At 40.4% G+C, this 19,797-nt stretch carries 17 protein-coding genes and 1 tRNA gene; 11 read left to right on the top strand and 7 right to left on the bottom strand.

The window, feature by feature from the left end; translation table 11 throughout:
- Window positions 1–38: 38 nt before the first annotated feature.
- The 4 genes from ftsZ (at window position 39) to POV26_RS08200 (ending at window position 3,488) form a co-directional block, all read left to right on the top strand.
- Window positions 39–2,015 (top strand): cell division protein FtsZ, encoded by a 1,977-nt coding sequence (ftsZ, locus tag POV26_RS08215; RefSeq protein ID WP_272855995.1) that lies wholly within the window; start codon window positions 39–41, stop codon window positions 2,013–2,015.
- A 150-nt stretch (window positions 2,016–2,165) separates the two neighbouring features.
- Window positions 2,166–2,615: a GatB/YqeY domain-containing protein gene (locus POV26_RS08210; protein WP_272855994.1), complete on the top strand. Its 450-nt coding sequence runs from the start codon at window positions 2,166–2,168 to the stop codon at window positions 2,613–2,615.
- 121 nt (window positions 2,616–2,736) lie between these two features.
- A tRNA-Arg gene (locus POV26_RS08205) sits at window positions 2,737–2,810 on the top strand.
- 312 nt (window positions 2,811–3,122) lie between these two features.
- The gene (locus tag POV26_RS08200; RefSeq protein WP_272855993.1) at window positions 3,123–3,488 is read left to right on the top strand and encodes a SpoIIAA family protein; all 366 of its coding nucleotides are present in this window, start codon (window positions 3,123–3,125) and stop codon (window positions 3,486–3,488) included.
- A gap of 23 nt (window positions 3,489–3,511) precedes the next feature.
- On the opposite strand, the gene POV26_RS08195 is transcribed toward POV26_RS08200, so the two are convergent.
- Window positions 3,512–3,955, bottom strand: a complete 444-nt coding sequence (locus POV26_RS08195; protein WP_272855992.1) for a DUF1569 domain-containing protein — start codon at window positions 3,953–3,955, stop codon at window positions 3,512–3,514.
- A 132-nt stretch (window positions 3,956–4,087) separates the two neighbouring features.
- On the opposite strand from POV26_RS08195, the gene radC reads away from it, so the two are divergent.
- Genes radC through POV26_RS08165 form a run of 6 tightly spaced genes read left to right on the top strand, consistent with a single transcriptional unit; the run spans window position 4,088 to window position 9,570 of the window.
- On the top strand, window positions 4,088–4,783 hold the full coding sequence (gene radC / locus POV26_RS08190; protein WP_272855991.1) for a RadC family protein: 696 nt from the start codon (window positions 4,088–4,090) through the stop codon (window positions 4,781–4,783).
- A 6-nt stretch (window positions 4,784–4,789) separates the two neighbouring features.
- Entirely contained in the window at window positions 4,790–6,085 is a 1,296-nt protein-coding gene (locus tag POV26_RS08185; protein WP_272855990.1) for a DUF7033 domain-containing protein, read from the top strand.
- Window positions 6,075–6,764 carry a YjjG family noncanonical pyrimidine nucleotidase gene (locus tag POV26_RS08180; RefSeq protein ID WP_272855989.1) on the top strand — a complete coding sequence of 230 codons (690 nt, stop codon included), beginning with the start codon at window positions 6,075–6,077 and terminating at the stop codon, window positions 6,762–6,764. Before POV26_RS08185 ends, POV26_RS08180 begins: the two co-directional genes overlap by 11 nt.
- Before the next feature lie 49 nt (window positions 6,765–6,813).
- Entirely contained in the window at window positions 6,814–7,359 is a 546-nt protein-coding gene (locus tag POV26_RS08175; RefSeq protein WP_272855988.1) for a hypothetical protein, read from the top strand.
- 4 nt (window positions 7,360–7,363) lie between these two features.
- Window positions 7,364–8,779: a DUF5723 family protein gene (locus POV26_RS08170; protein WP_272855987.1), complete on the top strand. Its 1,416-nt coding sequence runs from the start codon at window positions 7,364–7,366 to the stop codon at window positions 8,777–8,779.
- Window positions 8,776–9,570, top strand: coding sequence for a hypothetical protein (locus tag POV26_RS08165; protein ID WP_272855986.1), 795 nt, complete (start codon window positions 8,776–8,778; stop codon window positions 9,568–9,570). Before POV26_RS08170 ends, POV26_RS08165 begins: the two co-directional genes overlap by 4 nt.
- Here the strand turns inward: POV26_RS08165 and POV26_RS08160 are convergent.
- Complete coding sequence (locus POV26_RS08160; protein ID WP_272855985.1) at window positions 9,567–10,844, bottom strand: replication-associated recombination protein A; 1,278 nt, start codon at window positions 10,842–10,844, stop codon at window positions 9,567–9,569. The two genes, POV26_RS08165 and POV26_RS08160, sit on opposite strands and share 4 nt — an antisense overlap.
- A gap of 90 nt (window positions 10,845–10,934) precedes the next feature.
- Between POV26_RS08160 and POV26_RS08155 the strand changes: the two genes are divergently transcribed.
- Window positions 10,935–11,705, top strand: a complete 771-nt coding sequence (locus POV26_RS08155; protein WP_272855984.1) for a rhomboid family intramembrane serine protease — start codon at window positions 10,935–10,937, stop codon at window positions 11,703–11,705.
- A gap of 3 nt (window positions 11,706–11,708) precedes the next feature.
- On the opposite strand, the gene rlmB is transcribed toward POV26_RS08155, so the two are convergent.
- From rlmB to POV26_RS08130, 5 genes are all read right to left on the bottom strand, one after another.
- Window positions 11,709–12,446, bottom strand: a complete 738-nt coding sequence (rlmB, locus tag POV26_RS08150; RefSeq protein WP_272855983.1) for a 23S rRNA (guanosine(2251)-2'-O)-methyltransferase RlmB — start codon at window positions 12,444–12,446, stop codon at window positions 11,709–11,711.
- A 124-nt stretch (window positions 12,447–12,570) separates the two neighbouring features.
- Window positions 12,571–13,023 (bottom strand): hypothetical protein, encoded by a 453-nt coding sequence (locus POV26_RS08145; protein WP_272855982.1) that lies wholly within the window; start codon window positions 13,021–13,023, stop codon window positions 12,571–12,573.
- A gap of 20 nt (window positions 13,024–13,043) precedes the next feature.
- Entirely contained in the window at window positions 13,044–14,471 is a 1,428-nt protein-coding gene (locus POV26_RS08140) for a RagB/SusD family nutrient uptake outer membrane protein (RefSeq protein WP_272855981.1), read from the bottom strand.
- 20 nt (window positions 14,472–14,491) lie between these two features.
- Entirely contained in the window at window positions 14,492–17,557 is a 3,066-nt protein-coding gene (locus tag POV26_RS08135) for a SusC/RagA family TonB-linked outer membrane protein (protein ID WP_272855980.1), read from the bottom strand.
- Window positions 17,558–17,677: 120 nt separating this feature from the next.
- Entirely contained in the window at window positions 17,678–19,375 is a 1,698-nt protein-coding gene (locus tag POV26_RS08130; protein WP_272855979.1) for a POTRA domain-containing protein, read from the bottom strand.
- Between the last annotated feature and the right edge of the window lie 422 nt (window positions 19,376–19,797).

Below are 19,797 nucleotides of genomic sequence, written 5' to 3'. Positions count from 1 at the left end.
TGAAAATAGAAAATAAAAAATTGCAAAAAAATAAAACTATGAGCAGCAAAACAGAATTTGACAACATTTCCTTCGATCTGCCGAAGAACCAATCCAACGTAATTAAGGTGATTGGCGTAGGCGGCGGCGGAAGTAACGCCATTAACCATATGTTCAGCCAGGGCATAAAGGGAGTTGACTTTGTAATTTGCAATACAGATTCACAAGCATTGGAAAACAGCCCGGTGCCAATCAAAATCCAATTGGGCGTTTCCCTTACCGAAGGTTTGGGAGCCGGGGCAAATCCTAAAGTTGGGGAACAATCTGCTGTGGAAAGCATGGAAGAAATCCGCAGCATGCTCACCACCAATACCAAAATGATCTTCATCACGGCCGGAATGGGCGGCGGTACCGGAACCGGTGCGGCGCCCATTATTGCAAAAATGGCCAAGGATATGGACATTTTAACAGTTGGCATCGTAACCATTCCATTCCAATTTGAAGGAAAAACCAGAAACGACCAAGCCCATATTGGGGTCGAAAAACTGCGCCAAAATGTGGATTCGTTGGTGGTTATCAACAACAATAAATTACGCGAAGTTTACGGAAATCTTGGTTTTAAGGCGGGTTTCTCAAAAGCCGATGAGGTTTTGGCCACCGCTGCTCGTGGTATTGCCGAGGTAATTACCCACCACTACACCCAAAACATTGACCTTCGCGACGCCAAAACTGTGCTTGCTAATAGTGGAACCGCCATCATGGGAAGCGCTACTGCCTCTGGTGCCAATAGGGCGAAGGAAGCAATAGGAAGAGCCTTGGATTCCCCCTTACTTAACGACAACAAAATTAAGGGTGCCAAAAACGTATTGCTGCTCATCGTTTCCGGTTCAGACGAAATTACCATTGATGAAATTGGCGAAATCAGCGACCACATTCAAGATGAGGCCGGCCACAGCGCAAACATTATTATGGGTGTTGGCGAAGAGGAAAGTCTGGAAAGTTCCATTTCAATTACCGTAATTGCAACGGGTTTCAACGTTGAGCAACAGAACGAAATAGTAAATACTGAAACAAAAAAGATAATCCACACCTTGGAAGACGAGCAAAAAGCGGAGCACGATCTTAGCCCCAAACCAACCGCTACGCCCGTACGACTTCCTGAGAAGCCCGTATCCACCCAGCCAAAAGCTGAAACTTCCGTAGTAAAGCATACCCTTTTTGACGATGCTGAAATTGAAGAAAGACTACCATTTGATGGTTATATCAAAACTTCGGAATTGTTGAGAAATCTTAAAGTTTCTTATGAAGAAGTTGCGGTTGAAGACATAGCGGAATTCAATCAATTGGAAATCAATAAAATAAACGTAAACGATTTTGTGATTCTTGAGACGCCGAAAAAGGAAGCCGAAAAAGATTCGAATAAGGTTGCGCCAACTCCCGAAGAGAGCGATGACCAAATATTGATGTTTGATCTCCCTATCAATTCAGCTTCCAAAAAGCCCGAAAAGGAACAGAAAGAAGAAACGGTTTTCTTTGATCTGGACGAAATAGAGGTTCAGGACCCTATTGAAATAATTCCCGTTACAGAAGTTTCGGGTGAAGGAATAAAGCGGTATAGCTTAGATGATTATCAGGAAATTGAAAACCAGTTGACCAATGCCAAACCTTCAAAGGAGGTTGCTACGGAAGAGGACGAAGATGAGGAGATTGTTTTTGAAAAAAGAACGGTTTCAGCGCCCAAAACAGAGGAAAAGGATACCCAAGAAGATGAAGATCCGCTCAATTCGCCAATCTCAAAAATATTGAAGGACCGTACCGAAGAGCGCAAAAGAAAGATGAAGGAATTCAACTATAAGTTCAAAAACAGCCCTTCGCGCATCGATGAGATTGAAAAACAACCCGCGTACAAACGTATGGGCATCGATCTGAACGAAACCAAAAACGAACCAAACATTTCAAGAACCTCTGTAAATACGGAAGACGACGAAATTGAATTGCGGAAAAACAATTCCTTTTTGCACGATAATGTGGACTAAGTGAATTTTTTCACTTAAAGCAGGAGCCCGGATTTCAGGAATGAGTTCGGGCTTTTTTTGCCTCGATATCCCCAATGGGATAAATCTAAATTTTACTGTTTCCAGTTTCCGGTTTATTGAGTATCTTCGCAATCTATAAAAAATTACATAATGAGCTTACAGGATAAGGTAATGGAGGCGATGAAAATTGCGATGAAAGCTAAGGACACCCAGTCTTTGGAGGCATTGCGTTCCGTGAAATCCGCTTTGCTTTTGGCGCAGACCGAAACGGGTTCAAAGGCAGATTTGAGCGAAGAAGAAGAAATAAAATTGCTGCAAAAGCAGGTAAAACAACGAAAGGACAGTGCGGCCATTTACACAGCGCAAAACCGTGCAGATCTTGCAGAACCGGAACTGCTTCAAGCAAAGGTTATTGAGCAGTTTTTGCCAAAACAATTAAGTGAAGAGGAAGTGAGCAAGATTGTAGATGAAATTATTGCTGAAACTAAAGCGTCCTCAATGGCAGATATGGGAAAGGTAATGGGATTGGCTAGTGCAAAACTTGCTGGAAAAGCGGATGGCAAAACCATTTCGACCGTAGTGAAGGCGAGGCTTTCCTAATTTATAGTTATTGGTTAATAAGTTATTGGGTTATTAGGTTAATATGATTCGAAACTAAATATTTTTGAACATTGAACATTGAACATTGAACATTGAACATTGAACATTGAACATTGAGCACGGCCGCGTGGCGCAACTGAATAGCGCATCAGATTTCGGCTCTGAGGGTTGGGGGTTTGAATCCCTCCGCGGTCACGAATGAATGGAAAGGAAGAAAAAAGTTTCTTGAGCAAGCTCAAAACTTTTTTCTTCCTTTCCATTTTCAATCCCGATAGTTATCGGGAGGAGCTTTGGGGGATGCGCACAGCGAATCCCATTCGTCAATTCGTGGTTAATTTCTAAGCTCGTCCAAAAAAACTTTTTCTCCCTCTTCATATACCATTTACGAAGAATCTCCAGCAAATTTCCCCACATTAAAAATGTGTTAATTAATACATCTTTAATAACAATAGCCTACAACAATTTTTAACTTTAATCTTCAAAAAAGTTAAACTAAAAAGAAATATTATGTTCACTATTATCAACGGACTGCCCGAGGATATTTTGGGAATAGTGATTTCCGGAAAAACCACAGAAAAGGATTACGACCTGCTTAATCCGCTATTGGAAAAGCATAAAACGATGCACGGCACCATTAAGCTTTTTGTGGAAATAGACGAGTTGAACTATACCGCAAAAGCAATGTGGGAGGACTTAAAGGTAGGGCTGCATTATTGGCACGACATAAAAACCGTTGCCATCGTTACCAACAAAGAATGGCTGGAAAAATCCATTGAGGCCTTCGGATCAATCATTCCGGGGATGAAAACGAAAGGTTTTGAACTGGACGAGCGCCAAAAAGCCTTGGAGTGGCTGAAGAAGCAGGACGGATAAAATTCTTTAATTGATAACGTTTTTTAAACCCCGAACTGCTTCAAATGATGGTCCAGATGTTTATACTGCATTTGTCCCCATTGTTGTTTTGTGAAATATCCGAATCCGGGATGGGGGCTCCATTCCTCACGATCTCTTTGAGCTTCAAATTCATCCAATAAAGCAGTAAGTTTTTTCTTTTCAACATTAAAATCTCGGGCTTCAGATTCTTTTAAAAATTTAGCAGTCGGCAGATTTTTTCGAAAAGGGGAATCGTTATAAAGCATTCTTTTGAAAAATAGCTTGGCCAGAAAATTAGGTTTCATACCGTAATCATCCTTTTCAAGCATAATATTGAAAGGGCCCTGGCAATGGTGCAACATTTGTCCCACGGTCATCTTGCCCCATTGTTTCCCAGAATTTTCAGAGAGACTGTCCAATCTATTTCGAGTTTCAGATAAAGTGTCAGCGTCAAAAAGTGATTTCATAACCAAAGAATTTTAATTGAAGAGATAAAGCTATCCATTAAAATTTGAAACAGCATCCTTGCCAGAAGATTGTTTTCTAAAATTATGTAATTTAAATATTTCATTATTATCTTTAAGGAAACGCAAATAGCCTTGGAAGAAAGCAACTCCTTTTCCATAAAAAACTGGAACGAAGACGACCGTCCGCGCGAAAAATTATTGCTGAAAGGCAAAACTGCGCTGAGCGACGCAGAACTAATTGCCATTTTGATAGGTTCCGGGAGCCGCAACGAAAGTGCCGTTTCCTTGAGCCAACGTATCCTGGCTTCGGCAGATAACAATCTGAGTGAACTGGGAAGGCGCTCCATATCTGAATTGATGGAGTTTAAGGGCATAGGCGAGGCCAAAGCAATAAGCATAGCCGCCGCAATGGAATTGGGCCGAAGAAGAAGAACGGGAGAGGCCTTGGAGCGAAAAAAAATTACGTCCAGCAATTCCGTTTTTGAATATGTGCAGCCTATAATTGGCGAACTTCCGCACGAGGAGTTTTGGATACTTTATCTAAACAATTCAAACAAAATTATTAAAAGTGCACAGCTCAGCAAAGGAGGAATCACCGGAACGGTGGTTGATGTTCGGTTGGCGTTTAAGGAAGCTTTGCAACTTGGGGCAGTGGGCATTATTTTGGCGCACAACCATCCCTCGGGCACCTTGAAGCCCAGCCAAGCAGATATCCAGCTTACCAAAAAACTGAGAACCGCAGGCGAAAGCCTGGACATAAAAGTGCTGGACCATCTTATAATTACCGAAAAAGCGTACTTTAGCTTTGCCGATGAAAATATGCTGTAACCCACTATGCTGTTAATTTACACCCAAAAACTCACCCCCCGTATTTCCTATATTTTTAAGCATATTTGTCTGCGAATTTTGGGGATTGAAGTTGCGTTTACTTCGGTAATTGAAGAATTTATAGCCCATCTTGGCCCCAAGATTTCCTATGGAAAAAAACCCTTGGGCAACGAACTTTTCTTCCAAAGTTATGGGCTTTTGGAGCAACAGGGCCTGGAATCCATAGACTTTACCGTAAAAAAATGGGGGGACACCTTTGGCTTCTTTTCGGTGTCAAATAGTAGCGGCCTGCCCTTTGATATTTTTTCGGCCAGCTTTTATATGGTTACACGCTACGAAGAATATCTTCCACACGTGAAGGATGGAGTGGGGCGCTTTATGGCTTCGGAAAGTTTGGCGTTCAAAGAAGGGTTTCTCCATCAGCCTATTGTGGATATTTGGGCGTATCTGTTCAAGGATAAACTTATGGGGGCTTTCCCCGAATTGATTTTTCCCCAGAAAAAACTTATTGTCCACCCAGTAATTGAAGCGGCTCAGCCGTATGCCTATAAGCAGAAGGGATTCTTTAGAACTGTTGTGGGTTATGTAAATGGGTTTTTTCATGGCAAATTCAGAAATATGATCGAGCGTACCCAAGTGGTTTTGGGCATTAAGCGCGATCCGCTGGATACATTCAAATGGATCGTGAACAAAGCCACGAGGAGTGATTTTAACCTTACGGTTTTCTTTCTTTTGGGAAATGCGCTGTCATTTAACGAGAGTATGAACACCCATCGGCAGAAGTTCAAGATGTTGATAAAATATGTTTCGGACTACAAAGATGTGGGGCTCATTTTTTCATTCAATGCATTGAGCGATTATGAAATGCTGAAAATGGAAAAACGCCGGATGCAGGAAATAACCAACCGTTCCCTGGACTACTCGATGAATTCCGAGTTTTTGGTAAACCTTCCCGACATTTACCGCCATTTGGTAGAACTGGAAGTGAAGCGCGATTTTACAATGGTATTTCGCGATACCGTTGGCTTCCGCGCTGGCACCTGCACGCCCTTTCTTTTTTATGATTTGGATTATGAGATAAAAACCCCTTTGATTATCCATCCTTCGGCGATGACCACTTTGGCATTTCAAAAAAAATACGCTTCAGATATTGAAAAAACCGTCAACAATACCATTAAGGCCGTGGAAAAAGTAAACGGAACGTTTACAATGATTTTTTCCAACAAGGATTTTTCTGCTGCGGAAAGCAACAAGGTATGGCGAAGTATTTTTTCAGAAAAACTACAGGAATATGCACAATAGCGAAATAACGGACGTTTTTTTTGATTTGGACCACACCCTTTGGGATTTTGACCGAAATTCAGGATTGGCTTTTGAAAGGGTATTCCGAAAACATAAAATAGCACTGCCACTTCCCGACTTTTTGAGGGAATACGAACCCATCAATTTGATTTATTGGAAGAAATACCGTGAAGAACGCGTTTCAAAGGAAGAGCTCCGCAGAGGCAGATTGACCGAGACTTTTGATATTTTCAAACTGAAATTTCCCATGGAAACCATTGACGCCCTTGCAGTTTGTTATATTGACGAACTGCCGGTTGACAATCATCTTTTTGAGAACTCTTTTGAAATCCTGGAATACCTTTCGGCAAAATACAAGCTGCACATAATAACAAATGGTTTTGAGGAAGTACAGTATTTAAAATTAAACAACAGCGGTATCAAAAAATATTTCAGCACAATAACCACTTCAGAGGAAGTAGGGTTAAAGAAGCCCCACCCGGCCGTTTTCCAAACGGCTTTGTCAAAAGCTTCGGCAGTGCCCCATAGGAGCATAATGATTGGCGACAGTTTTGAGGCGGATATCATTGGGGCAGAAAATGCTGGAATGCACACTTTGTTCTTTAATTACAGAAATGAAAACGTGGCAGCTCCCTATTTTGCCATACGTGAACTTTTGGAGATTAAAAATTACCTGTAGTAATAATCTAAAATAAACGGCGTTAACTACAGGTAAACTATCCCCACTGATGAATAAAACTTTCACGTTGCCCATTTTTGCGGCCTGTGTTTGCCTTTTTTTGACGGCCTGCATAAAGAATACCGATTTTGACCAAGCCGAGGATATTGCCCTTACCCCAATCTTTGAACTAAATTTGATATACTTCAATCTGCCGGCAGATCGTTTTTTTGACACCATAAATTCCACCCAAATCCTTACTGTTCGCGATACTACCGAAATTAGATTTTTGGATGACAGCACGTTACAGGAAAGCCTGAGGCGAGCCGAGTTCTATTTTAAGTTTACCAACAGTATTCCTCGGGATTTTCAAGTGGATTTTCAATTTTTAAGTGAAATGAACGACACAACCTATGTGTCTGGAACCCCTGTGGCTCAAGGAACACTTACAGCTCCTGTGATTACTGAGTTTGTAGAGAATGTTGAGGGGGAAGATATTGTACGCCTAACACAAGCGCATAAGGTTGTGGTTTCGGTAACCATTCCTTCTTCCAACGAAAACCTGGAGGGCACATTAAATCTTAAATCCAAAACCACCTACTTTTTGGAATACTAATACAATGCGAGATATTTTAACTGTCATATTGTCCCTTGTGGGAGTATTTGCCATTTCCCAAAATAAGCAAATACTCTATGGTTTCGACGATATTCCCCAATCCTTGATGTTGAATCCCGGTAGCAAAGTGCTTCAAAAAAAGCATTACGGAATTCCTTTTTTGTCGCAGCTACACTTCAATGGAGGTTCTTCGGGAGTTTCGGCTTACGATGTTTTTAAGAACGGGAATGATAACATAAACGATCGCATTACCCAAAAGATTTTTGAAATGAAGAATACCGATTTCTTTACGGCTACGCAACAATTGGAGCTCATTAACTTTGGATGGCGCGCAAGGAATGAAATCTATTTTTCCGGCGGTATCTATCAAGAGTTTGATTTTATAGCATACTTCCCGAGAGATCTGGCCATTTTGGCTTGGGAAGGCAATCGCGACTATTTGAATTATCAATTCGATTTGGGTGAAATAAGCACCACAGGTGATTTTATGACCGTCTATCATTTTGGGCTGAACAAACAAATCAGTAAAAAACTGACGGTGGGCGCACGGTTGAAATTGTATTCAAGTATGTTCAGTTACCGGAGTGTGAACAATTCAGGAACCTTCGTAACCCGCTTGGGCAATGAAAGTTCTGAGAACATATATGAGCACACCGTCCAAAATGCCGATGTTTCCGTGGAAACTTCCGGCTATGCTTCTTTGCGGGAACTGGATGGGGCAGGGCAGGTGACCAGTGAAATTTTGGGACGTGCTTTTTTCGGGGGCAATTTTGGTGTGGGGGTGGACTTGGGTTTTACGTATGATTTTAATGAGGCCTGGAGCCTATCGGCAAGTGCGCAGGATGTTGGCGCCATATTTCATTCAAAGGATGTCGAAAATTACCGCGCCCACGGAACCTACACGTTGGATGGTATAAACCTGATTTTTCCGCCATTGAATGAAGGGGAATCAACCTTTCCGTACTATAGCGATCTGGAGGATGAAGTGAAGCGGGAAATACCGATAGACACCCTCCATAACAGCTATACCCAGTTTCGTCCGGTAAAATTAAATGCGGGCCTGAGTTATGGTTTTGGCAGGTTTAATGCCACTGGGGCGTGTGATTGCTTGAACACAGGCGGAGAAAATCTTCACAAGCAAAGTATTGGGTTTCAGTTCTATTCCATTTTCAGACCGAAAAGGCCCCAAATGGCAGGAACCTTTTTTTACCATAGAAGACTTACGGAATATCTTTCAGCGAAAGCAACCTACACGGTTGATTCGTATTCTTTTTCAAATATTGGGCTGGGCGCTTCAGTGGATATGGGCAAAATAAATTTTTATATCGTTACGGACAACCTCATAAACTATGGCAATTTGGCAAAGGCAAAAAGTGTATCTTTACAGTTAGGTTTTAACATTATAATTGACGAAGAATGACACGTTATTTACTTCTTGCCATTGCTTTATTGCTGGCCACCAATGCAATTTCACAGAATACAAACTTGAGCGATTACAGTTATGTAGTTGTGCCAGAACAGTTTGATTTTTTAAATGGTCGGGACCAATATCAGCTTAACAGCATGACCAAGTTCTATCTTGAAAAAAATGGTTTCAATGCTTATATGGCAGACTCCGCACCCAATGCCAACCGTTGTGATGGTCTTTTCGCCAATGTGGAAAAATTGAGTACCATTCTTGGGACCAAGCTTCAGTTAGTTTTGAAAGACTGTAACGATAATGAGGTGTATAGGGGCCAAGAAGGCAAAAGCAAGTATAAGGAATATGACAAATCCTATCAGGATGCGCTTCGGAAGGCGTTCAACGGTATGCAGGTTTTGCACGTAAAACAAAAGGATGTGGTGCTTTTGAAAGATAATAATACAATTACATCCAATCAAACAAATAAAAATCCAAAAGAGGGGGTTGAACCCACAACACCAAGAATGTCAAATGGTTCGGGAAATTTGCTTCCGGATGCCAAATTTTCAAACTATTCAAATTCCGGGAAAACGTATCTGCTGCGAAAAACAGCGGAGGGGTATTCCTTATATGAAGAATCTGCCAGTGCGGCTGACGGACTTCTCTTAAAGGGGAAAATTATCGTAATGAATAATGTGGTTAAATATATGGACACCTTCGGAAACGTTGCCGATGCTGCTTTTGATCCTTCAGGTAATCTTATCATTAAGGAAAATGGTGTTTCAACCGTTTACAAATCTGAAGACTAAAAATCGTATTTATCTTTCCAAAGCTGTCTTAAGTAGTTTTTCAGCGCATTTTCTTTTGGGTTGTTTCCGGGTCTGTAAAAAGTGGTTCCTTTTATCTCTTCGGGCAAAAATTCATGCGGTACAAAGTTTCCTTCGTAATTGTGGGCATATTCATATTCCTTTCCGTACCCCAATTGCTTCATAAGCTTTGTTGGGGCATTTCTGATAGATAACGGCACGGACAGGTTGCCCGTTTGCCGAACAAGCTGTTGCGCTTCGCTAATGGCTTTGTATGAAGCATTGCTTTTCGGGGAAGTTGCCAAATAAATGGCGCATTGGCTTAAAATGATGCGCGCTTCTGGATAACCAATTGTATTTACGGACTGAAAAGTACTATTGGCAAGTAAAAGTGCATTTGGGTTTGCATTGCCGATATCTTCGGAAGCGAGAATGACCATTCTTCGCGCAATGAACTTAATGTCCTCGCCGCCTTCTATCATTCTGGCCAACCAATATACGGCAGCGTTTGGGTCGCTTCCGCGCATGGATTTTATGAATGCTGAAATGATATCGTAATGTTGCTCGCCCGTTTTGTCATAAAGCACTGTGTTTTTTTGCGCTTTTTGCATTACCAGTTCATTGGTAATCGTAATTTTTTCACTTTCCTCAGAAAGCACCACCAACTCCAAAATATTCAGTAGTTTGCGTGCATCTCCGCCGGAAAGCCTTATTATGGCTTCGGTTTCTTTTAAGTTTACCTTTTTTTTTGATAAAATTTGGTCCTCCTTTAAAGCCCGCTTCAGCAATGCTTCCATGTCTTCACGGCTGAAGGGTTCCAAAACATATACCTGGCAGCGGGACAACAAAGCGGGTATTACCTCAAAACTTGGATTTTCGGTTGTGGCACCAATTAGGGTGATCCAACCTTTTTCCACCGCGCCCAAAAGCGAATCCTGCTGCGATTTGCTGAAACGATGGATTTCATCAATAAACAGAATTGGGTTTTTGGTTGAAAATAGGGTGTCGCTTTTCTTTGCTTTCTCTATTACCTCCCGAACGGCGGCAACACCACTATCCACTGCGCTTAACGTATAGAATGGCCTACCGCTTTCATTCGCAATAATATTTGCCAGAGTGGTTTTCCCCGTTCCCGGTGGTCCCCAAAAAATCATGGAAGGAATCATTCCGGTACTTAATTGTGAAGTAAGCGACCCTTTGGCGCCAACCAAGTGCTGCTGGCTTAAATAACCTTCTAAAGTAGTTGGGCGAATCCTTTCGGCGAGAGGTGCGTTCATAGTTTTCAAAATTACAATTTTAATAAATCGGTTTCACTGACAATTTATCATAAATTTGATTTGGGGATTGCTTTTTGTAATTTATAATCTATGTCTGAATCAAACCAATTAAAATTTACTCCCGAAGTGTTTGGATATCCATTGCTGTTCGTGATGGTGCTTTGGATTGTGTTTTGGATTGAATCGCGGTTTGGGTTGAATTTCAATGCTTATGGAGTTTATCCAAGAGAGTTGAAAGGTTTGCGTGGCATTCTTTTTAGTCCCTTCATTCACGGGAGCTTGAAACATCTTTTCAACAATTCGATCCCCTTGTTTGTCCTGTCCTCAGCCTTGTTTTATTTCTACCGAAATATTCGCTGGAAGGTGCTGCTATTCGGACTTTTGTTGACGGGCATTGCAACGTGGTTCATTGGCAGATCTTCGCTGCACATAGGAGCAAGCGGTGTAGTGTATATGCTTGCGGCATTTTTGTTTTTTAAGGGTATTTTTTCAAAACAATATCAGCTTACCGCATTGGCTTTGGCGGTAGTGTTTCTTTATGGGGGAATGCTTTGGTATGTCTTCCCCGTTAACCCTGAAATTTCTTGGGAAGGACATCTTTCCGGTTTTATTGTGGGGCTGCTATTTGCTTTCTTTTTTAAGGGTAATCCAGTCCAGAACAAGAAATATGAATGGGAGCGGGACGATTATAATCCTGACAATGATCCTTTTCTAAAACAATTTGATGAAAATGGAAATTTCATAGAGTTGCCCAAGGAGTTGCCAAAGGATCCTCCTATGGAAGAAATCGAAGCAAAAAAGCCCCGACGTATAAAAATAATATACAGTTACAAGAAAAATTCAGAAGATACTTCCGAATAACCCTTATCTGCGTTGGCGCACTACTTCATAAAGAAAAGCGCCACATGCCACAGAAACGTTCAATGAATTTATTTCGCCTAGCAGGGGCAGGGAAGCGCGTTGATCTACTAAACTTAAAACCGACTTTGAAACGCCTTTGCCTTCCGAGCCCATAATAATGGCCAGCGGTGTTTTTAAATCGAGCGAATAAATTTCGGAATTTGTTTTTTCCGTTGCGGCAACTGTTGTAATTCCCGAACCTTGCAAATAGAAGATCGCATCTTTGATATGTTCCACTTTACAGATAGGAATTTTGAAAATGGCTCCAGCCGAAGTTTTTACGGTATCACCGGAAACGGGAGCGCCGCCACTTTTTTGAATTATCACTGCATTAACACCCGTACACTCGGCCGTGCGAAGAATGGCGCCGAAATTTCGGACATCAGTAATTTGGTCCAGAATAAGGAATAATGGGGCTTTATCGCTTTTAAGTGCTTTTTCCACAACAGCTTCCAAACTATGGAACGACACCGGAGAGGTTACTGCCACGACGCCTTGGTGGTTTCCTCTTGTAAGCCTATTGAGTTTTTCGAAAGGGACTATGTTTACAGGAACGTTTGCTTTTTCAAGATCTTTGACAAGACTTTCAATCTTATCGCTATCTATTCCTTTCTGGACAAAAACTTTGTCAAAAACAACTTGTGAAGCCAGAGCTTCCTTGACTGGATATATTCCGAAAATGGTGTTTGTTTTGTCGGTCATGGGTTTTTAAAAAATAGTGGATTTACTTATGTTTAAAAATAGGCAGAATATAACTGATCTAATAAAAAAAGCATCCCTAAATTTAAGGGATGCTTTTGGGTAAATTATTTAGGTACAACAAAAATTATTGTCTTAACCTTATTTTTAAAACAGCTCCAGAAACCACGGTAGCTGATCCTTCAATTGCCAGAGAGAAAAACTCTTTTTCTTGAACCATAGAGGCATTTGTGCCATAAACAGTTAGCATACCCTCCCTTGAATTTGCAGGAATAGTTACAGTTGGGTCAAACCTATAGTTATCTGGATTAGTCTCTACTTCAGGTGGGACAGTAGAATTATCTAGAATTGTTGGAACAGCAATAATATTAAACTGTCTGTCAGTAGCGGCAACGTCGCTCGCAAATACTGTTACATCTATGCTTTTTTCACTTCCAGTTGGAACACCATTTATGTTTCTTGAGCCTTCTGGAAATCCAACTACCGTTTTACGATCTGTATTATAGTCATCATAGGTTTCACAAGAACCTACCAAGAGGGCTAAAGCAACGATTGTAATTATTATATTGATTTTTTTCATCACTATTATTTTTAAGATTATTAATATCCTGGATTTTGCTGAATATTAGGATTAACGTCTATGATAGTTTGATCTATTGGCAATTGGAGTTTATTTCCGACAGATAGTGATTGTACATCAGATGGTACGCCTGTTCCATCTCTTAAGTCTCCAAATCCATCACGTTGTACTCCCAAACCCCAACGTTTAAGATCTATAAATCTGTGTCCTTCAAAAGCAAATTCCAAACGTCTTTCTAACATAATTGCATCTAACAGGGCTTGTCCAGTTTCACCTCCTGCGAAAGTAGTGTATCTTCTGCTTCTTACCTCATCTAAGGCATTTCTTGCGGCTGTTTCATTTCCTAAACGGTAATATGCTTCAGCTTTGTTCAGATATGCTTCTGCAGCACGTAGAACTTTAAGATCAACCAAGCCATCAAAAGAGCTGTCTCTACCGAACCATTTTACAATCGCATTATATTTATTGCTTCCTTTTTGTCCAGGAGCGGTATAAGCTTCTTTTCTGATGTCTTCATCAGAAAACTTAGTGTAAAAGTCATAATCAACAACATATTCCGGAGTTAAGTTGTTAAGAGATCCTTGGCTGTAAGCAACACCAACCCCTATTCCTAAGGTACCTACTTCGTTAGGTATGTAAAATAACAATCCGTCTTGATTTGCATCCTTCCATACACCCACTACATTATTTCTTGCAGCTGGTTTAGTGGTTACCATGTTTGCTGCATTAACAGCAAGGTCATATTTACCCATATATAGGTAAACTCTTGAAAGCAGCGTTGCAACTCCTTGCTTGTTTAGACGACCGGGAGGGTTGGTTTCATTAATACCAGCTAGCGCATCTGTTAGATCAGCCACTATTTTGTCATAGACTACTCCAACAGTTTCTCTTGCGGGAAGCGCGTTAGCATCTGCTTCTGTTACATAGGCAATTCCTAAACTACCATTGGCATCTCCTGACTGAGTAGGAATTTTCGCAAAGAAAATTGCGGAATTCAAATGAGCTAATGCTCTTATTGCTTTTGCTTCTGCAATTATGTTTTCTTTGTTATCTCCCTCAAAAGAAACAATATTCTCTAATATAAGGTTAGCACGATTAGCTATTATATATGTTCGTTGATATGTATTGGAGAGAGGACCATCCGCCGCAACATAGCGCCAGTTGTGTAAAGTGGAACGTGTGCCACGTCCATCTTGTGCGATAGTTACGTTATCTGCCAAAACATCTCCAGCGTCAATCATACCACCTTGATCACTTCCTCCATACATAGATCCAGATGTGAACCCAGCATAGGCTCCTCTAACCGCATTTTCAAAATCTGCAGCAGATACATATGCATTTTCATTACCAAACTGATCAAACGGTATTTGGTCTAGCTTGGAATCACAAGCAGTAACTCCTAGTAGAATTAATGCTAGTACTGTTATTTTTAAAATTATTTTTTTCATTTTTTATCTTTTTTATTCAATTAAAAACTTACATCAATACCCATTTGGTAAGACTGTGTGTTAGGATAACTATACAAAGTAGTTTCTCCAGGTGCCACAGTTTCTGCGAAAGATATTGATTCGCCTGATGAAATACCAACTTCAGGATCACCCCAAAATTTTGTAAAGGTCAACACGTTTTGTCCCTGTGCATAAATTCTAAGTGATGTGAGAGGAGTTTTTTCTAAATATTTCTTTGGAAAAGTATAAGACAAAGTAACATTTCTTAACCTTATATAATCTCCTTTTTCTAACCATCTGTCAGAACTGTAGTAAAAGTCCCTGTCTTGAACAGCATATTTTGGACTAGGTGCTACATCTGTATCACCAGGTTGTTGCCAATAATTATAAGCGTCAACGGTTTGATTAAAGCCTATATCAGATCCATCAAAGTTAGAGCGTGCTCTTACTATATTATTGATCCAGTTTCCAGTTTTGAAAACAAAATCAGTACGAAGACCAAAACCTTTATAAGTTATGTTAGAAAAGAATCCACCTTCAAGATCTGCAATAGTAGATTTTCCTTGGAACACTCTATTTTCCTGATCTTGAGGAAGTTCATCCGCAAAATATATATTGCCATCTCCACCATAAAATTGGCCTCTTCCAGTTTCTGGATCTACACCAGCGTACCGAATAAGGAAATGTTCATTGATTTTTCGGCCTTCTTCCCAACGAATACTTGTATTGTCAACATCAATAGGTTTCCCCTCAGGTAAACTAACAATCTTATGGTCTAGGAAAAGAACATTTCCCCCAAGAGTCCAGCTAAAATCTGATGTTCTAATAACCTCTCCCTGCAAGGATACCTCTAAACCTTTATTTTCTATATCACCAATGTTTTTTGTTATTGTTCCAGCACCTGTCTCATAGGCTGTTCGCACTGGAAATAGTAAATCAGTAGTTTTTCTAATGAAATAATCACTTACAAGGCGTAATCTTTTGTTAAACGCATTAAATTCGACACCAATATTAGTAGTTGTTGTAGTTTCCCAACTCAAATCTGGATTAGCTATTTGATCTGGAATGGTACTGGAACCACCAGGATAAGAGTCAAAAGTTACGGTTCCTTGTGCTTCATAGTTGCGAAGACCTGAACGGTTACCTACAGATCCATAGGATCCTCTAAATTTTAAGTCGTTTATAAAATCAACATCAAAGAAAGGTTCGTTAGCGACATTCCAAGCTACACTACCACTATAGAAATTACCCCATTGTACATCAGCACCAAAGCTTGAGGAACCATCACGACGGACAGAACCAGATACGTAATAGCGCTCTTTAAAGTTGTAGTCAGCAAATAGGCCATAAGAAACTAAAGTTAAACGACTTCTATTACTTCTAGCTTCTCGTTTTAACGCTCCATTTGTTTGCGTACTCAATAATGGCGATGGGAATTGAGTTGATTCCGCCAATATACGGTTAAACTCATTCATGTTGTATTCATAAAGTCCTAAAACATTTAAATTGTGGTCGCCAGAAGATAAGTTGTAGTTTAATCGATTACTTATTGTAAGATCTAAGCGGTGATCTTGAAAATCCCTTTTCAAACCACCTTCAATACCAGCAGCAACTCCAGCAAGATAAGATCCTGGTTTTACGTAATATTCTGTACGACGTGCAAGCCAGTTTACAGCTGTTTGGAATTCATAAGTCCAATTCTTATTTAACAGAACTTGAGTATTGATACTAGCTAATGTAGTATTATAAATATTTAATTGAGGTTCATCGTCAAGTGCTTCTCGAATTGGATAGTCTGAGGCTCCTGAAGTATCGTAAATAGGATCGCCGTTCTCGTCTAAAACTGGATTTCCGAATTCGTCAAGAACAAATTCTGTATCGTATGGAGCAGCGGAAAGGGCAGCAAAAAACGGGTTTTGATCGTTAAATCTATCTCTAGGTTCGTCACTAGTTGATCTGGAATAACCAACGTTAACACCAAGCTTTAACCATTTTTTTGCGTCAAGATTAAGATTTAATCTAGAACCTAATCGCTCAAAACCGTCAATTTTATCAATAATACCTGTGTTACGGTCGTTTGATACGGAAAAGTAATAATCAATTTTTTCAGCACCCCCAGAAAATGAAACACTATTATTCTGAAGGATTCCCTCTTTTAAAATTAGCTTTTCCCAATCTGTTTGGTGATCTAATAAAAATTGCCTTTCGGGAGATCCAGGCAGAGTAGTTACACCCGGAAGTGTTGCCGCAGTAGATACTCCTAAGGCATACATTTCTGCCTCAAATTGCATTTTTTGTTCCGCATCCATCAGTTGATAATTCCTATGTACTTGCGAAGTTACCCCATAACGTGAGCTATAGCGAATGCTGGCATCTTTATTTCTAACACCACTCTTTGTTGTAATGATAACAACACCGTTAGATCCACGAGAACCATACTGTGCAGTTGTAGCGGCATCTTTTAAAATAGAAATGTTTTCGATGTCTTCATTAGGAATGGTTGCCAAGTCCACTTCGCGAATTGGCGCGCCATCCACAATATATAGAGGTGATGAACCGCCGGCAGTTAAAGACCCTGTTCCACGAATACGAACGAAAGCTCCCTGCCCAGGTTTACCGTTGGCAGCAGTTACCTGCACACCAGCCGCCTTACCCTGCAGCATATTGTCTATACTGGTGGTCGGTGCCATTTGCGATAATTCCGAAGCGGAAATCGATACAACGGCCGACGTCTGTACGGTTTGGTTTCGTGTAGAATACCCAGTAACAACTACTTCTTCCAGAGCCGCGGCATCTGGTTGTAAAGTAACATCTATGTTATTTTGGGCTCCTACTTTTATTTCCTTGGCGACAAAACCTACATAACTAAAGACAAGTGTCTGTCCCACATTGGCAGAAATGGTATAATTACCATCAAAATCCGACTGTGTTCCAGAACTTGTGCCTTTAACAATAACGTTTGCACCAGGCAATGGCAGACCTGTATCGTCCGTCACTGTACCTGTAATAGTTTTTTGCTGTGCGAAGGTAAGCTGCACAACTAACGCTAGTATAAGCGTTAAAATTCCACTAAACTTTGTTCTCATTTTTATAAATTATTTGAATTAGCCAACGGCAAAAATCATAATAAAAAGTTAATTACACAAGTATTTGCTCCCAATTTTTAAGTTTTCTTTGGGAACGACGGTAGCTGTGAATAGAATATGCTAAAATTTTGAAGAAACACTGATGTGTATTTTGGTATTCGAAAAACTGAAGTCTTGGTTTTCCGTGTTCCCATTGGCAACATTGAACTTAAATAGTCCTGCCTTGGTATTGAGTCCAAGTCCAAACCCAAAGCTGTAGAGATTTTGTTTAAGGGAAAGGGTCTCATTTTCGAAATACCCAACATCTATTATGCTATGGACGAACACCCCTTCATTAAACTGGTATCGGTATTCCGTGTTTATTACTGAATAAAGCGATGCGTCGATACTGTTTTCATTAAAACCTCGAATGCTGTTAATGCCGCCGAAGCGAAACAATTCATTAACCAAATAACTGTCGCTGAAAAGTACGCTCGTTATATTCTGCACAAAAATGGAGTTTTTATAATTCAGGTTGAAAATATTATTGAGCAAGGTTTCAATGCGTACTTGGTCATCGCTGTTCCCTTCTTTATCGCGGGCTCCAATGCCTCCATCCAAACTAATAGCGGTTTTTATGGGAAAGAGCTTTTTGTTTTGGGGCTTAACGTATGTTGCCCCGGCTATAAAAAACTTTGACTTAAAATCTTCAACGGGCGTGCCCGCTATCGCAATGTCCAGAAGATTGCTTGAGTCGTATCCTTTATAACCAATGTACGTGGTGGATTTTGGGTTTATTTGATACGTTGCCCGCAATTGCTGTTCTGTAGTTATAAAAGTACTGTCGCGTTTAAAAATTTTAAGCTCCCCGCTTAAACCAAAAGGAGTTTTCAGCAAATAGGGCAGCGTAGCTTTCACCCTAAAATTTACCTGTTCATTCCCGTCTGCTTTATAGTTCAGCAATAGTTGCTCGCCGTAATTCAGGTTGTTATTTAGTTCGAGGTTCAAATAGCCGTTAAAGGTGAGTTTCTGTGTTTCTTCGTCCGTTGCAAAACCGAGTATTCCATCGAATAGGTTGTTGTTTTGTTTTTCGAGATAAAAATAAACCGTTGTTGAATCTTTTCTGAAAAGCGCTTCCGGCGGCTTAATGGCGGAAACAAAACCCAAGCTGTTCAGGTTTTCACTTTGTTCCACCAGTTTATTTTGGTTGAATAGTTGCCCTTTTTTTACCCCTGCATAATATTTCAGAAAAGAACGGGGAAATTTCTCATAGCCTTTTATGGCGATGGAATCCACAGACCGAGTGGTTCCATCGTCCACCAATAAAGTGGCGGATAATTTGTCAGTACCCTCTTTTTCAAATTCGGTCAATCGCAATCGCGCAAAGGCATTTCCCTTTTGGTTCCGAAGTGCCGTAAGTTTCCGCAATGAATTTGGAATTATTTCAAAAGGCAGCATAAAATACCTGTCGGTAATTTCGGAAGCAACGCGTTGCAGCTCCTTTTTGCTGAAATCTTCTTTGGAATAGTAAACTTTCAGTTCGCTGTATTTTGTTCCGAGGAAAAAATCTGCGACATAGCTGCTGTCGCTCTCTTTTTGAAGCTGAAGGAGTTCGCTTTCAATATAGCCCATCCGCTGCAATTTTAAATAAACGGTGTCGGTCTCTTTTTTAAGCGCGGCAAAATCCTTAAAAGTTGTTTGCATCTGCAGCGAATCTTTTATGCCTTGCGGAATCGGTTTTTCGGCCTTTATTGAAAGTGTTAGCTCCTGTGCATGTGTTCCGAAGAAAAAACAGGTATATATATTAAGGTATAAGAAGATGTACAGGGTGTATTTCAAATTATAGTTAAGGGTTAAAAGTTAAGAGTTAAGAGATAAGAGTTAAGAGTTAAGGGTTAAGAGTTAAGGGTTAAGAGTTAAGGGTTAAGAGTTAAGGGTTAAGAGTTAAGGGTTAAGAGTTAAGAGTTAAGGGTTAAGAGTTAAGGGTTAAGAGTTAAGGGTTAAGAGTTAAGGGTTAAGAGTTAAGGGTTAAGAGTTAAGGGTTAAGAGTTAAGAGTTAAGAGTTAAGAGTTAAGAGTTCAGTTGGTAGTTGCAATAGCCAGTTGGAATTCGCAATAAGGACTCATGGTGCCCATCGGGAGTGTTCAATTAACTGTGTCATCCTATTTTATTCTATCACTAAAATAAGCATTCAAATCATTTTGTATAGCTGACCAATGAAAAATTTGTCCATTCCATCTGGTCTGGGCATTCATTATTGC

The sequence above is a fragment of the Aequorivita todarodis genome, assembly GCF_028561335.1.
Taxonomy (GTDB): domain Bacteria; phylum Bacteroidota; class Bacteroidia; order Flavobacteriales; family Flavobacteriaceae; genus Aequorivita; species Aequorivita todarodis.
Note: the sequence above shows the minus strand (reverse complement) of the source record. Positions and strands in the feature narration are given on the sequence as shown.